Source organism: Pantoea sp. SGAir0183, assembly GCF_043545505.1.
In genome coordinates this window covers 1829045-1844006 of record NZ_CP028053.1, presented here as the reverse complement: position 1 = coordinate 1844006, position 14962 = coordinate 1829045, and the positions used below count along the sequence as shown (strand labels likewise).

The window sequence follows — 14962 nt, the reverse complement described above, 5'->3', positions numbered from 1 at the left end:
ACGCAATCCGGACGCGCCGCAGAGACAGGTGGCTGACATGCGTACAACGGTCAGGCTGCCGGAATGGAAGGCCGTTTCATCAGATGTGGCAAGCGAAACAGCGCGCGTCCCGGTCCCCGATTCAGCAATGACCAGACCGCCATGGAGCACAAGGCGCAGATCGTAACCATCACCGGAGGATAGAGACAGGCCCAAAGCCATGAAAAGCCTGCCAGCTCAAAAAGCTGGTGACGTTGCGCATATAAAATCGCCGTCATCCCGAAATATTCAATGAAAATACGGTGAATAACGTAAAGGGGTAAGGTATGGCGGCCTGTCCAGTTCAGCCAGGCCATACAGCCTAGCTGGCTTAACCATCGGCAGGCGGCCACGCTGGCCAGAATGGCAATCAGACAGAGAAAAAGACGGCTGTTCAAATCAAGCAGGCCCTGTAGTACAGCCAGCAGTCCCAGTAACAGCCACGGCAACCTGTTCTCCCGTCGCCCTTCGCTCAGTCGTAGCATGGGTGCCCACCAAAATGCGCCCAATACAAAAAAGATAAAATACTGCGCCAGACTTTGCGGTCCCCAGAACGGGATACTCTTTTCGACCGCCAGATAGTTCAGCACAGCGGCTACGATAAGCAGCGGGATTTTGTAATGTTGAAACCATTTGGCGCACAGGAAATAGAGTGCCAGACCATATAAATACCAGGCGGTACTCATGGCGAGAAAGGTCAGTCTGAGAAATTCTGAAAACGAACCGGCATAGGCCGCATTAAGATTTTGCGAAATACGCTGTCCGGTAATTTCCGTCGCGATGCCGGAAATGGATCCCCACTGAATAACGCCCCATAACAGATAAAGGTAAAACAGATTCATAATGCGGCTGGTGGCGACAGACTGCCAGGGCCGGTGAAGAATGGCATGACTGGCCAGCAGACCCGATACAAAGAAAAAGGCGGGCATGCGCAGCGGCGACAGTAGCAGGTTAAACCGGACCCACAGTTCAGCCGGGAGCAGGCCCGCGGTCAGATGTGTTACCGTATTATCAAAGCCGGGTAATACCGTGTGATACAGAATAACCAGCAGGATACACAGGCCTTTGAGTGTATTAATCCAGGCAATTTCTTCTTTTTCTTTGCTCATCATCGGCACATTTCCGCTGCGGTGAAACGGCAATTCACGTCGCCTTCTCTTGTGCGAAAAGTATTCCGTATGTTCTTTCTGCTGAATGTAGCGAAAGTCTTAAATACCCGCGTTGCGGTGCGTTTCGGACCGTACTTTACACTTAAAGGGATTTATTGACACTGCGCCCGGCAAGCGCGTTATTCAGGCGCGTTTTCCTTTCCTGTCTGGTTATCCTTATGACATAAACCGAGGCCCTGCCCTGCTTTCAACAGGCGTACCTTTGGGACTGACGTAGGCGCTTTTATTCCGTTTTCCCGATAAAAAATGGATTCACAGTCAGGCGTGCGCTGACCTGGCTTCGGGCTCGCGGGCATGACGGGCAACGGAGAGGTGATCTGGCGGATGAAAAAAGGGGCCAGCACGCTGGCCCGGATCTTCAGTATAAGGTTTGCGTTTCAGGCTGACGCTGACTGACCAGGCGTGGATGGAGAAACAGCATACGTCCCGGCCCGCGATTAAGTAACGACCAGACCAGCAGCGACAGCAGTGTGCATACCGCCACACCGGTCACCGGCATCAGCAGCGCCCAGGCCCAGCTAAAGCCGGCATTGCCGAACCAGCCGAAATGCAGGGCCAGTGTGATAGCGCTCAGTCCGAGCAGTTCGATAAAAATGCGGTGTAACACATAGATTTGTAATGTATTTCGACCGATAGCGTTCAGCCAGGTCATTCTGAAATGCGCATTGAGAAAACGACACAGCACGATGCCAAACACGATCGTCAGCAGGCTGTAAAACGGGTTTTTATAGATGCCACCTGCATGATGGGCGATGCCGACAAGTGCAATCGCGCCAAGCCACAGCCAGTGACGTCCCTTGAGGGCGCTCAGTTCAATTAGCCTCGCGCTGAAAAATACGCCCAGCAGGAAATACAGATAGTTCTGCGCCACGCTGGCCGGGCCCCATCCGGGGATCAGGTTAAACTGCGCAGCGTAGTTCGCCGCTATCGCCGCCGCCAGCAGAACCCTTTTCTGTTGATGGAAAAGCTTAGTCACCAGGAAAAACCCTGCCAACGCGTACAGGTACCACAGGCTGGTCATCGACAGCATCAGCAGCTTAATAAACTCAAGAGGCGAATCCGCATAGGCGGCATTTTTGCTACTGGACAGCCGTTCGCCTAAATGGGTGGAAATGTAGTGGATACTCAGCCACTGAATCACGCCCCACAGCAGGTAGAGGTAAACAATATTGCTGAATTTTTTCGTAAACACTTCCTGCCAGCTTTTCTTCACGACCGCGTTAGCGGCCAGCAACCCAGACACAAAGAAGAAAGCGGGCATACGCAACGGCGAGAGCCAGGTATTAAACGCCATCCATCCTTGTGCCGGTAGCAGACCCGCGGTCAGATGATGAAGCGAGGGTGCGAACGTGGTGATGATGGCGTGATGCAGTACGACAAGTAAAATGCACCCTCCTTTGAGGGTATTGATCCAGAGGATTTCCTTCCTGGGGTGAGTCATTATAACGTCCCGATAGCGCGATGAATTTGTGAAGAATTATTAATATTTTCACTGTCACCTCAATCGGGGAGGTCTTAAAATTTACACTCTGTTACGTCATTGAAACATCACTCCGTATAACCGAAGCGATAACAACAGGTTAAGGAAAGACCAGCCGTAAATTTTCAGAAGAAACTGAGCGCGCAGGCAGGAAAAAAATAAATAAAACGCCGCCCGTGTCGGGCGGCATTTTGGGGATTATTGATTAAGAAATTTATCCAGAAACTGTCGGGTACGTGCCTGCTGAGGAGCGCTGAACAACGCTTTGGCCGGGCCCTGTTCTACCACGCGGCCCTGATCCATGAAAATCGCCCGGTCAGCGACATCACGGGCAAAGCTCATCTCATGGGTCACAATCACCATCGTGCGCTTTTCCTGCGCCAGCGCCCGGATCGTATTCAACACTTCGCCCACCAGCTCGGGATCCAGCGCCGAGGTCGGTTCATCAAACAAAATGACTTCAGGCCGCATGGCAAGCGCGCGGGCAATGGCAACACGTTGTTGCTGTCCGCCGGAAAGACGACGTGGATAGCTGTCTTCTTTACCCTGCAATCCCACTTTTTCAAGCAGGCCACGCGCCCGCGCAACCGCGTCCGCTTTGGTTTCACCTTTGACGATGACCGGCCCCTCAATAATGTTTTCCAGCACCGAGCGATGCGGAAACAAATTGAAGTTCTGAAACACAAACCCCACCTGCTGACGGAGTTGGCGCACCTGTTCTTTCTGCTTATTGATCCCCAGACTGGCGTCAATCGTAATATCACCGACTTTGATGCGCCCGGCCTCAGGCACTTCAAGCAGGTTGATGCTGCGCAACAGCGTCGTTTTACCGGATCCGCTCGGGCCGATAATCGCCACAATTTCACCCGGCGCAACATCCAGATCGATGCCGTGCAGTACCGTTTGGCCGTTAAACTGTTTCACCAGTTGGCGTACTTCAATGGCACTCATTTCGCCTCCTGATCCTGACGGTTAACGTGTGCTTCGAGCCGGTTCTGTAAGGCAGACAGCACGGTAGCCATGATCCAGTAGATAACCGAGGCCGCCAGATACATCGTAAATACCTCCAGCGTACGTGAGGTAATCAACTGGGCCTGACGAAATAACTCCGGTACCTGAATGGTCGCCGCCAGTGAGGTATCTTTGACCAGGCTGATGAAGCTGTTACCCAATGGCGGTAAAGCGGTACGGGCAGCCTGAGGCAAAATAACCCTGCGCAGCGTTTGCCACGGCGTCATGCCAATGCTGGCCGCCGCTTCCCACTGGCCGCGCTCAATCGCCGCAATGGCACCACGAAGCGATTCCGATGCATAGGCTGCTGTATTCAGCGACAGGCCAATCATCGCGGAAGGAATTGGATCCAGCTCAATGCCAAACTGGGGCAGACCGTAGTAGATCATAAACAACTGAGCGATAAGCGGCGTGCCACGAAAAATCGACACGTAGATACGTGCCAGCCAGCTGATGGGCCAAAAGCGCGACAAGCGCATCAGCGCCAGCACAAAGCCCAGTATCAGCCCAAAAAACATCCCGCCAATACTGAGCTGAAGCGTAAACAGCGCGCCTTTAAGAAGGAATGGTGCTGAATCCAGCACCAGTTGTAAACTTTCCTGCATTATTGCGTAACGTCCGCGCCAAACCATTTCTCAGACAGCTTTTTAAGCGTGCCGTCTTTCTGCATCTCTGCAATCGCCTGGTTAATGGCTTTCAGTAAATCTTCGTTACCTTTACGCAGTGCAACGCCCGCTTCAAGACGCGAGAACGCAGGGCCAGCAACGGCCATCGTGTCACCGGTTTTCTTCACCAGATCCAGTGCCGCCAGACGGTCCACCAGAATCGCATCAACGCGACCTGAACGCAGATCCTGGTATTTGGTAGGATCGTCATCATAGGTACGAACATCGACACCTTTCACGTTTGCACGTAACCACTGCTCGTAGTTGGTGCCCAGACCGACGCCCACTTTTTTACCCGCCAGATCTTCGGGGCGGGTGATGCTGCCGGCATTTTTCTTCAGCGTCAGCGCCTGCACGCCCGAAATGGTGTACGGCGTGGAGAAGTCATATTTCTTTTTACGCTCATCGGAAATGGTGACCTGATTAATCACCACATCAATACGTTTAGAATCCAGCGCGGCCAGCATGCCATCCCATTTGGTCGGTTTCAGAACGGCTTTCACACCCATGTGTTTCGCCAGGTCCTGGGCGAACTCCACCTCAAATCCGGTCAGCTTGCCTTTTTCATCCTGGAAACTGAAAGGCGGATAGGTGCCTTCCAGGCCCACACGCAGTTCGCCTTTACTTTTCACTTGCTGCAGCAAATCTTCTGCGGCAAAGGTTTTAACACTAACGCCAGCAACCAGCGCAACCGCCATCATTCCCGTCACCAGCTGGCGACGAATCTGTGAGAAAGCCATGTGTACCCCATTTATTATTCGTGAGTGTGCTGTTGAGCGGCTAAACCCCGTTTGCCGCTCTGTCATTATGGGCGTTATTTACCTGAGACAGCAAAATAACGGCCGGATTATAAACCTTTTTTTCGCGACGTCTCAGACCGAAGGGTGATAAGCAAATAACGCGGGCGCACCGCCGGTATGCACAAACAGGAGCGGTCCTTCGCGGCGGAAACGATTCTGACTGATCCCGTCAATTAACCCCGCCATCGCTTTGCCAGTATAAACCGGGTCGAGCAGGAGGCCTTCCAGCCGGGCCAGCAGCTTGATCGCCTCTGTGCCCTCTTCATTTGGCTCGCCATAGCGTGGCCCAAAGTAGTCATCCCACAGCGTCACTGGGGCCTTTGCCTTTACCGACAACTGCGATGCCAGCGCCTGACGAATAGCGTCCACTTTCGGCAGCTGTTCATCACGCTGACGCGATACGGTCACGCCCACCAGCTCGGTTTGCGGCATGAGGTGTTCCAGCCCAATGGCCAGCCCCGCATGCGTTCCGGCACTGCCAGACGCGACGACTACCGCAGCAAAATCCACCACGCCTTCACTTTGATGCACGATCTCCTGGGCGCACTCTACATAACCCAGCGCGCCTAGCGCGTTTGATCCGCCAACAGGCAGGGTATAGGGTCGAAAACCCTGCGCCTCAAGGCGTTCCGCCTGTTCCGCCAGTTGTGCGGCAGGATCGGTCAGTGCCTCAACCATCACCACGTCAACGTCCATCAGTTCCAGCAGCAGCCGGTTACCGTTAGTGAGATAATTCTCGCTCTGGGTCGCGATGGGGTTTTCGAGTAATGCCACGCATTTCAGCCCAAGTTTGGCGGCGACCGCAGCGGTCTGACGCACGTGGTTAGACTGGATCGCACCGGCGGTGAGCAGCACATCGGCCCCCTCACGCAGCGCATCGGCCGCCAGGAACTCCAGCTTGCGCAGTTTGTTGCCGCCCAGCGCCAGCGGCGTTACATCGTCGCGTTTGATAAAAATGTCACGACCTAAGAAGTCCGACAGACGGGGCAAAAATTCCAGAGGCGTGGGCGCACCCAGAAGTTCAATACGGGGAAACTGATGAATAAGATGTAAAGACAATGCGGCCTCCAGTCAGGCACAGAGCAGTTATCATTACAGTGTTACAGAAGATGAAGAAAGGATCATCCTGAATTGAGGTCAGGAACGTGGAAGACGGGAATGCACAACATCCCCACGTTTCTTCCGATGGTGAGAAGAAACGTGGGGCGGGAAATCGACTGACCGTGCATCCTGTGCCCGGCATTTTTCCCTTAACGTTGCTGCCAGCCTAAGAACTGGTCATATTTGCGCAGCGCAATTCGATAATTATTGTTGCCTGCATCGGGTAAATCTTCTTCCAGGCATTGATGCCAGCTATTGCCTTTCAGTTTTTCTGCCGGAAAATTTCGCGCCTTCAGCATATCGTCAAGCCGACGTAACCGAACCACATACTCACGAATCGTGCTTGGGCTCATTTCCGTCTGCTCGAACAGATATTGTTTAAACGCCATAATGTCAAAATAGTTAGGATGTGTATTACAAAAAATATCGCTGCAAAAACGACAAAGTGCCGTTAATTCTGGCTGCAGTTTTAGCCAGAGTGGCTCATCAATCATTTGGTCCATCCGTGCGATGGCCTCTTTATTGATGATCTGGCCACGAAAAACCAGCGCCATTCGGTCTAGTACTTTGCCACAGTGTGAACAATTGGTTTGGCTGTGTTTATAGTCTTTAAGATAGCGACTTAAAGGTCTGGCTTTGGTTTTGGCTCCCACTGTTGAGTCCCCGATTTCTTATATTTATAGATCTCCAGGAACTGAGCCTTCTAGCGCGCTCCCGTAAGTCGGGCACGCAAGCGTTTAATCGCCTGACTGTGCAGTTGGCTGACCCGGGATTCCCCGACATCAAGTACCGCGCCAATCTCTTTAAGATTCAGTTCTTCCTGGTAGTACAGTGTCAGCACCATTTTCTCGCGCTCAGGCAACGCCTCGATCGCTTCTATGACGCGTTCACGCAGACTCCCTTCCATTAACTGATGAAGTGGATTGGCCTCTTCGTGCCCTTCCGTCACCAGCTCCGCACTGTCACCGTGTTCTTCCCGATACTCGTCGTATGAAAAGAGCTGACTGTTGTTGGTATCCAACAGAATCTGCCGGTACTCTTCTATCGAAACATTCAACTGTTGCGCGACTTCCTGCTCGGAAGCGGCCCGACCCAGCATCTGCTCAACCTGATGCATGGCTCCGGCTACCTCACGTGCATTACGTCTGACGCTGCGTGGCGCCCAATCCCGGCTGCGAAGCTCATCAAGCATTGCGCCACGAATGCGCTGGACTGCATACGTGGTAAAGGCGGTACCCTGAAGCGCGTCGTAGCGCTCCACCGCATTCAACAGACCAATGCCCCCGGCTTGCAGCAGATCGTCAAGTTCCACACTGGCAGGCAGGCGAACCTGCAAGCGCAGTGCTTCATGACGCACCAGTGGGACGTAGCGCTGCCAGAGCGAATGTTTGTCCATCACGCCTTCGGCGGTATAGAGATCGTTCACGTTGACTACCCTGCGTTAATGAAGTTATCGGCATGATTATGCAATTCTGTAGGACTTTCGATTGGCAGAATAGGCGGGATAAACCGAGGTTATTTCAAATTTGTGATGTTTCAGAGCGGAAGATTCCGCTCTGTCTCAACAGGCTAACCTAATGACAGTAAACGTTGACGAGTGGCGGAGGGCACGCTGTCCCATAAAGCACAAACCTGCCCTTCCATTTCCTGATAAAAAGGGCTAATGCTTTCGCGGGTTTTTTCATCCCCATTAAAACGGACCTTGCCGGAATCACCATCAATACTAATCATTCGGTTAACAAAAAGTCGCTGTAAATCGCTGCGCAGGAACAATCCGTTATCCACACTGTTATCCGCCAGAAAACCTTCATCATTCTCTCGCGTATCAATATGGCAGGCTTCCACCCATGGCCACGGATGCTGATCGATCAGGCTGGTGCCGGTAATGACACAGGCACCATAACGGGCTTTCACGGCGGCCATAAATTCGGCCTGGCTGGCTCGCTGCAGCACTTTAGCCTTTACCCGCCGCCCGACTTCAGTACCAGGCATCACTGCGGCGGGTGTTTTATGTCCGGGTGTACTCAGTACCACAATAAACTGGATACGCTGTGATTGCGGAAAGCACGGATTGGAGTGCATGTTAAACAACTGCCACCAGGCATCGTCGCCGTCTTCTCGCATCAGCACCAGTTTGTATCCCCGGCTGTTGATCAGGTTCTGCGCCTGTGCTGAATGGGGATCGATCATGGCATATACGTAGCTTTGGCCAATCACTTTCCACAAATTCTCCGCTTTGTCCTGCTCTCCCCGGCGGAAATAGTGAAAAGGAGCCTGCTGCTTCAGGTAATACTCAAAACGGCGCAGGTAATTTTTACGTTCATTGTCGTTCGCAATAAATAACAGGTCTTCCAGCGGACTGTTGCTTTCTTCCTGTGCGAAGACAGCACGAATCTTTAGCGTCCGAAAGCTGGTCGAAGGACTCAGCAGCGCTCGCGCTGTTAATTCTTTCTCATCAGGGTATTGCTGTGCATAGCGCCGGGCGATCTCCTCGAAGGAAAGCCGTTCACCCGGTAGCAGGTCATAGTTGAAGCGCATAACCACCCCAGAACACGCGAAGTTGTAGCCAAATTAAACTTATCCTGAAGAATGTTATCGGCACCATCTGTATGAACTGTAACGTTTATCCAACTTTTATCGCACCGAAAACTCTAATCCACAATCACTTCCGTCTGGCTGACGCGATTTGCATTACTGCGCGATAAAATGTGCCCGCTTCGCTTATGCTGATTTATTTCATTACCCGCTATGGATGCATGAACGGACTTATCCTTGACTTTACCCGCTTTTTTGTCGGTTATTCGTGCCATTACTTTCACTCGAACACTCGTATTCTTTCACCATCACGCTGCACGCGCAGACGAGTTATGAAGGAAGCGAATGATGAAAGGCATAGTACTGGCAGGCGGAACCGGTTCCCGACTGCATCCGGTGACCTGTGGCGTCTCTAAGCAACTGCTGCCGGTCTATGACAAGCCCATGATCTATTATCCCCTTTCCGTCTTAATGCTCGCGGGGATCCAGGACATTCTGGTCATCACCACACCGGAAGATCTGGCTGGGTTTCAGCGCCTGCTTGGTGATGGTTCGCATTTTGGTGTTAATTTGCAGTATGCGGTTCAGCCGTCACCTGATGGTCTGGCTCAGGCGTTTATTATTGGTGAGTCATTTGTTGCCGGTGAACGCTGCGCGCTGGTACTCGGCGATAATATTTTCTTTGGTCAAAGCTTCGGTAAGAAGCTGGAAGATGTCGTTGCACGCGATCGGGGCGCAACCGTATTTGGCTATCAGGTGATGGATCCGGAGCGCTTTGGCGTAGTGCAATTTGACAAGCAGTTCCGCGCCCTTTCCATCGAAGAAAAACCCGCCGTACCGAAATCCAACTATGCCGTGACGGGGTTGTATTTTTATGACAGCAACGTCTGCGCCATGGCGCGTGAAGTGCGACCGTCTGAACGGGGCGAGCTGGAAATTACCACGCTCAATCAGATGTACCTTAATGATGGCTTACTTAACGTTGAAATCCTGGGCCGCGGTTTTGCCTGGTTGGATACAGGCACACATGAAAGCCTGCTTGAGGCCTCTCATTTCATTCACACCATTGAAAAACGTCAGGGATTTAAAATCGCCTGTCTGGAAGAAATCGCCTGGCGTAAAGGCTGGACAGACAACAACGCGCTGTTAAAGCGTGCGCATTATCTTGGAAAAACGCAGTACGGCCAATATTTAAAAATGCTGGTGGAGGAATAACGTGGAAGTCAAAGCAACCCATATTGCTGACGTTAAAATTATTCAGCCGGCCGTATATGGCGACGCGCGCGGTTTCTTTTTGGAAACCTTTGAAAAACGCCGTTATCAGGATCTCCTGCAAACCGACCTTGAATTTGTTCAGGATAATTATTCCCGCTCTGCACAGCACGTCTTACGCGGCTTACATTTCCAGAAAACAGAGCCTCAAGGCAAACTGGTACGCGTGGTGCGCGGAGAAGTCTTTGATGTCGCCGTCGATATCCGCCCAAATTCGCCCACCTATGGTCAGTGGGTCAGTATTTTGCTTTCAGAAGAGAATAAAACTCAGCTATGGGTCCCACCAGGGCTCGCGCACGGTTTCGTCGTGCTCTCGGACATGGCTGACTTTGAATATAAATGTACTCAATATTACAACCCTAAGGATGAAGCCTGTCTGATGTGGAATGACCCCGATGTTGCGATTCAATGGCCTGTCGAACAGCCGATTCTGTCGGTAAAAGATCAACAAGGACTCTCGTTGCAGGAGTTGATGTAATGCGCGTTTTACTCACGGGTGCTTATGGCCAGTTAGGGCGTTGTTTACTGGATCGTTTTCCCGCCGACTGGATCACGCTGGCGTGTGGTTCGGCGGAACTGGATATTACCGATCGCGTTGCCGTTGTGCGCGTGGTTAAAAAATTTAAGCCCGATGTCATTATGAATGCAGCGGCTTATACCGCCGTTGACAAGGCAGAAACCGACCGGACACGAGCCTTAAAGATCAATGCGATTGGCCCTGAAAATCTGGCTCAGGCCGCCAAAATGATCGGGGCGCGTTTCATTCATATTTCCACAGATTATGTTTTCGACGGGGTGAAAAAAACGCCCTATACCGAACAGGATCCGCCCTGCCCGATTAATTTTTACGGCCTAAGTAAGTGGGAAGGTGAAAAGCGCGTCTTTGAGGTCCTGCCCGAGGCGATTGTGATTCGTACCTCATGGATGTTCAGCGAATACGGTAATAACTTCGTCAGTACCATGCTTCGTCTGGCGCAGACGCGTTCCGAGTTACATGTGGTGAACGATCAGTATGGCTGTCCGACCTACGCGGGTGATTTAGCCCAGGCCATGATCACGCTCGCCGACATGCCCGAAAAGCACGGTCTTTACCATTATTGTGGCGACGTTGCCGTCAGCTGGTGCGAATTCGCTCAGACAATCTTTGTCGCGGCGCAACAGGACGTGGTCGTGCATGGCATTATCAGCTCGCACTATCCGTCTGCGGCGATTCGGCCGGCGCGCAGTGTGATGAACAGTGACGCTCTCAGCACCATCGGCATCCCCCCCTCAGACTGGCAGGATAAACTTCGCCTCTGTCTGAATCACCTGGCAACCCCCTTTCCCTACGCGAATACTTTATAAGGAGATAATGTAATGAAAGTAGCAACGATTGGTAACTGTCAGCTCGAAGTCGTTGGTCAGTTATTAAGTAATTATTCTGAGCTTCATCGTGGCGCAATAACACACGTTGTTAATACACCTCTGTATAAACTTGATGCTCAGCGAGACATTATCAATCTGATGCACGAACTTGAAAGCTGCGATCATATTTATATGCAGTATCATTCTGAACGCTGGGGTTTGCTGTCAACCGCGAAACTGACCGAGTATTTCGATATCCGCATATTACCCACAATGGAATCAAGCGTATCAGCACCGCAGCTAGGGTATTATTCTGCTGCCGTGCCCGATTTGATGGTGTATGTCGATTACCGTTTTTTGCATCTTTATCTGACCGCACATGCCTGTGCGGATGCCGTTGCTGCGTACCACAATGTCAGTTACGACGCGGCCAGGCAGCATAACATGATCATGGACGACGCTAATCGCTACCAGCGGTTGTTCAAAGAAGGTAAGGTGGCGTTTGATTATTCAGACTTTTATCGGGACGCCCTGTTAAAAGATAAACATTGCTACAGCACGGTAAGCCACCCCAATAACAAACATTTAAGCATTTTCTTTAGTGCAATCTTTTTTGATTTATTTAAAGAGAATAAGAACTTCGATCTCGGCGGCAACGATTTGCTCAAAAACTATATTGCTCCAGAGGTAGGCAGTGGCGAACAGCATTATTTCATGATGCGCGAAACAGGGCTTTCTCTGGCCTGTAAAATTAACTATCACTTCTTTTCTTCACAACCGCGTGAACAACTCTCAGAAGCCTTACTGCGTTCCACTTATTATCGTAGCCTGAAATCCGGCTATCAAAACCTCTGAGCCTTTGCTGTAAGCCTGAAGATGCATCTTATCGATCAGGCTTGTCAGCACACAAAACAGTACCATTCAGTCACGGCGGCAATGCAATCAATACTGCGATGTTGCTTTACTGTATTAATACAGCGTTATATCGCTTTGTGGCGTCTGCCTGTCTCTGCCATTCCGGTCATTATGACTCTGCATAAAACATTCACGTTGCCGCCAGAAAGAAGCGCGGTTCCTGACGAGCCTGCCTGTCCCCGTTTGCGTTAAATACACACTAAAAAGGGCTTTATTTACGGCATCAGTTCGGCCTGCCGGGATTACAATCTGCTATAAAAGCGCGCCTGGCACCCCATCCATACCAGGAAAAAACTTTGCCAGCTAAACAATGTGTTAGCTGCACCACCTCAGGCAAATCATAATGAGCAGTAATAAAAAAGCACTTATGCTGGATGCCGGTTTTGCTGCCATGCCTCTTTTGATGGCACTTAAGCATTCCGGTTATGAAACAGCCGTATGCAGCGGCAAACCGCAGGATCCGGGTCATCAACTCGCGGCCCACTCTTTTTGCCTGAATTATGCCAACGTACAGGACGTACTGACCCTAGCGAAATCACTCAATATTACATCACTTCTGCCTGGTGTTACCGATGTGTCTTACCTTACGGGTGCCAGTGTCGCTGAGGCAATGGGCTTACGCGGTTTTGATCGCCCTGATGTAGCAGAAATTATTTTTAAAAAAGACGTTTTCCGCCAGTGGGCACAGAAGAAGGGTTATCCAGTCCCTGTGGCCGTGAGCTGTCCTGAAGAGGCGGCGCAACTTCCGTTACCGTTGATGATAAAACCTGTCGATTCCTACAGCGGATTAGGGATTTCACTGGTGACTGAGCGCGAACACATCTCCGCCGCCTGGCGAGACGCCTGTGCGGCATCATCCTGTGGCCAGGCACTTATAGAGCGCTGGATAGCCGGTGATTTACACAGCCACTCCGCTTTTATCGTGAATGGAAAAGTGGCGGTCGAATATTTTGTTGATGAATTTTGTACCGTTTATCCCTGGCAGGTAAACAGTAGTAGCCTCAGCCTCAATCTTCCTGCGTCGATAAAAGACCAGGTCAGCGACTGTATACAGGCACTCGTTGATGAGCTCGGGCTTTGTGATGGTTTACTGCACACTCAGTTTATCTCGGATGGTAAAAGCTTTTCTCTGATAGAAATGACACGCCGATGCCCGGGTGACCTGTATAATCAACTCATTGAAAACTCTACAGACACGCCTTATTCACTCTGGTTCATCCATGCCTTTACCGGCACGCCTTTTACGCCAGCCAGTCGGCGTCCCGAACATGTCAGATTAATCGCTCGCCATACTGTGTCCGTTGATCAGGAACAAACCTTTACCTCCGTCAGCTTCGCAGCATTACCGGCCAATATCCTTTCTTTTCTGCCACTTAAGAAAACAGGCGAGAGAATCCAGCGCGCGCCTCACGATCGCGCCGCGCTTATTTTTGCTGAATTCCACCAACGTGATGAACTGGCCCGCTTCACACCACAGTTAAAAAATTTTTTTACGCTTGGTAAGTACTAGGAAACCGATATGAAAAAACGACTACAACTTGGTTTTATTGGCGGTGGCGCGAATTCGGCTATTGGTCTTACCCATAAAATTGCCTCACAGCTCGACGGGGATTTTACGCTTGTGGCGGGCTGTTTTAGCCGCAATCCTGAGCAGAATCGTCACACGGGTGAGAGCTGGAATATTCATCCTGAACGTATTTATGACAGTATTCAGGCGTTTATTTTACAGGAGCGCCACCATCTTGACGCAGTTGCGGTGTTAACACCTACCCCTGACCATCATGAAATTATCACCGCCTGTTTCGAAAACGGTCTGGCTGTAATTTGCGAAAAGGCAATGGTTGAAAGCCATCAAAGCGCTTTGCACATCATGAACAGCGAGCACCAACATCAGGCTAAATTGTTTGTCACTTATAATTACAGTGGCTATCCCATGGTGCGCGAACTGCAAAAGCGCGTACAGCGGGGCGATTTCGGGGCCATTCAGCAGGTCATGGTTGAAATGCCTCAGGAAGGTTTTGCACGCCATAATCAGCATGGCGATGTGCCAAAACCGCAGAGATGGCGGCAGCAGGATGCCGTCATTCCAACCGTTTCGCTCGATCTTGGCGTTCATGTTCACCAGCTTATTGAATTTATCACCGGGGATCACGCCGTCGATATTTATGCGATCAATGATACCTACGCCAAAATTCCCGGCGTTATCGACACCGTACATATCTTATCGCGTTATCAAAGCGGTATGACGTGTAATTACTGGTATGGCAAAGCCGCTCTGGGATACCGAAATGGCCTGCGGATTCGCGTCATGGGAAGTCAGGGCAGCGCAGAATGGCTCCAGATGGATCCTGAATTCCTGTATGTCAGCGGTTTGCAAGGCAGTCGTTCTGTTATCGATCGCACAGCCAATGACAACATTGTTGCTGCTGATGCACGTTACTGCCGTTTTAAAGCGGGTCACCCTGCTGGCTTTATTGAAGCATTTGCCAATTATTATGCTGACATTGCCTCTGCATTGAGAGGGGAACCTAACGATTACGTGATGGGTTCAGACGTTGCGGCTCGCGGGCTTCACTTTCTTGAAAGTGCCGCGAAAAGTGCAACAAGTCAGCAAAAATGTACCCTTTGTACAATAAAAAGATAAAATATAAC

At 51.1% G+C, this 14962-nt stretch carries 15 protein-coding genes; 6 read left to right on the top strand and 9 right to left on the bottom strand.

Annotation, left to right across the window (positions count from 1 at the left end; genetic code table 11):
• Positions 1-50: 50 nt before the first annotated feature.
• From C1N59_RS08590 to C1N59_RS08550, 9 genes are all read right to left on the bottom strand, one after another.
• Positions 51-1130 (bottom strand): acyltransferase family protein, encoded by a 1080-nt coding sequence (locus tag C1N59_RS08590; RefSeq protein ID WP_394550561.1) that lies wholly within the window; start codon positions 1128-1130, stop codon positions 51-53.
• 415 nt (positions 1131-1545) lie between these two features.
• Entirely contained in the window at positions 1546-2628 is a 1083-nt protein-coding gene (locus tag C1N59_RS08585) for an acyltransferase family protein (RefSeq protein WP_394550559.1), read from the bottom strand.
• A gap of 237 nt (positions 2629-2865) precedes the next feature.
• A complete protein-coding gene (tcyN, locus tag C1N59_RS08580; protein ID WP_006118892.1) occupies positions 2866-3618 on the bottom strand; it encodes an L-cystine ABC transporter ATP-binding protein TcyN in 753 nt (250 codons plus the stop codon).
• On the bottom strand, positions 3615-4283 hold the full coding sequence (gene tcyL, locus C1N59_RS08575; protein WP_033742036.1) for a cystine ABC transporter permease: 669 nt from the start codon (positions 4281-4283) through the stop codon (positions 3615-3617). Before tcyL ends, tcyN begins: the two co-directional genes overlap by 4 nt.
• Complete coding sequence (gene tcyJ, locus C1N59_RS08570; protein WP_033742037.1) at positions 4283-5083, bottom strand: cystine ABC transporter substrate-binding protein; 801 nt, start codon at positions 5081-5083, stop codon at positions 4283-4285. Before tcyJ ends, tcyL begins: the two co-directional genes overlap by 1 nt.
• Positions 5084-5215: 132 nt before the next feature.
• The gene (locus C1N59_RS08565) at positions 5216-6202 is read right to left on the bottom strand and encodes a D-cysteine desulfhydrase (protein WP_394550558.1); all 987 of its coding nucleotides are present in this window, start codon (positions 6200-6202) and stop codon (positions 5216-5218) included.
• A 191-nt stretch (positions 6203-6393) separates the two neighbouring features.
• Positions 6394-6897 carry a flagella biosynthesis regulatory protein FliZ gene (fliZ, locus tag C1N59_RS08560; RefSeq protein ID WP_039342604.1) on the bottom strand — a complete coding sequence of 168 codons (504 nt, stop codon included), beginning with the start codon at positions 6895-6897 and terminating at the stop codon, positions 6394-6396.
• Positions 6898-6947: 50 nt separating this feature from the next.
• Positions 6948-7670: an RNA polymerase sigma factor FliA gene (locus C1N59_RS08555; RefSeq protein WP_006118887.1), complete on the bottom strand. Its 723-nt coding sequence runs from the start codon at positions 7668-7670 to the stop codon at positions 6948-6950.
• 143 nt (positions 7671-7813) lie between these two features.
• On the bottom strand, positions 7814-8782 hold the full coding sequence (locus tag C1N59_RS08550) for an HNH endonuclease signature motif containing protein (protein ID WP_006118886.1): 969 nt from the start codon (positions 8780-8782) through the stop codon (positions 7814-7816).
• Between the two features lie 345 nt (positions 8783-9127).
• On the opposite strand from C1N59_RS08550, the gene rfbA reads away from it, so the two are divergent.
• The 6 genes from rfbA (at position 9128) to C1N59_RS08520 (ending at position 14954) form a co-directional block, all read left to right on the top strand.
• Positions 9128-9994, top strand: a complete 867-nt coding sequence (gene rfbA, locus C1N59_RS08545) for a glucose-1-phosphate thymidylyltransferase RfbA (protein ID WP_058701498.1) — start codon at positions 9128-9130, stop codon at positions 9992-9994.
• A 1-nt stretch (position 9995) separates the two neighbouring features.
• Positions 9996-10529 (top strand): dTDP-4-dehydrorhamnose 3,5-epimerase, encoded by a 534-nt coding sequence (gene rfbC, locus C1N59_RS08540; RefSeq protein ID WP_058701499.1) that lies wholly within the window; start codon positions 9996-9998, stop codon positions 10527-10529.
• Positions 10529-11395 carry a dTDP-4-dehydrorhamnose reductase gene (gene rfbD, locus C1N59_RS08535; RefSeq protein WP_039342611.1) on the top strand — a complete coding sequence of 289 codons (867 nt, stop codon included), beginning with the start codon at positions 10529-10531 and terminating at the stop codon, positions 11393-11395. The genes rfbC and rfbD overlap by 1 nt, the downstream gene beginning before the upstream one ends.
• Before the next feature lie 12 nt (positions 11396-11407).
• Complete coding sequence (locus C1N59_RS08530; protein WP_110267404.1) at positions 11408-12250, top strand: WcbI family polysaccharide biosynthesis putative acetyltransferase; 843 nt, start codon at positions 11408-11410, stop codon at positions 12248-12250.
• A gap of 403 nt (positions 12251-12653) precedes the next feature.
• Positions 12654-13820, top strand: a complete 1167-nt coding sequence (locus tag C1N59_RS08525) for an ATP-grasp domain-containing protein (RefSeq protein WP_394550557.1) — start codon at positions 12654-12656, stop codon at positions 13818-13820.
• A gap of 9 nt (positions 13821-13829) precedes the next feature.
• The gene (locus C1N59_RS08520; protein ID WP_394550556.1) at positions 13830-14954 is read left to right on the top strand and encodes a Gfo/Idh/MocA family protein; all 1125 of its coding nucleotides are present in this window, start codon (positions 13830-13832) and stop codon (positions 14952-14954) included.
• Positions 14955-14962: the final 8 nt, after the last annotated feature.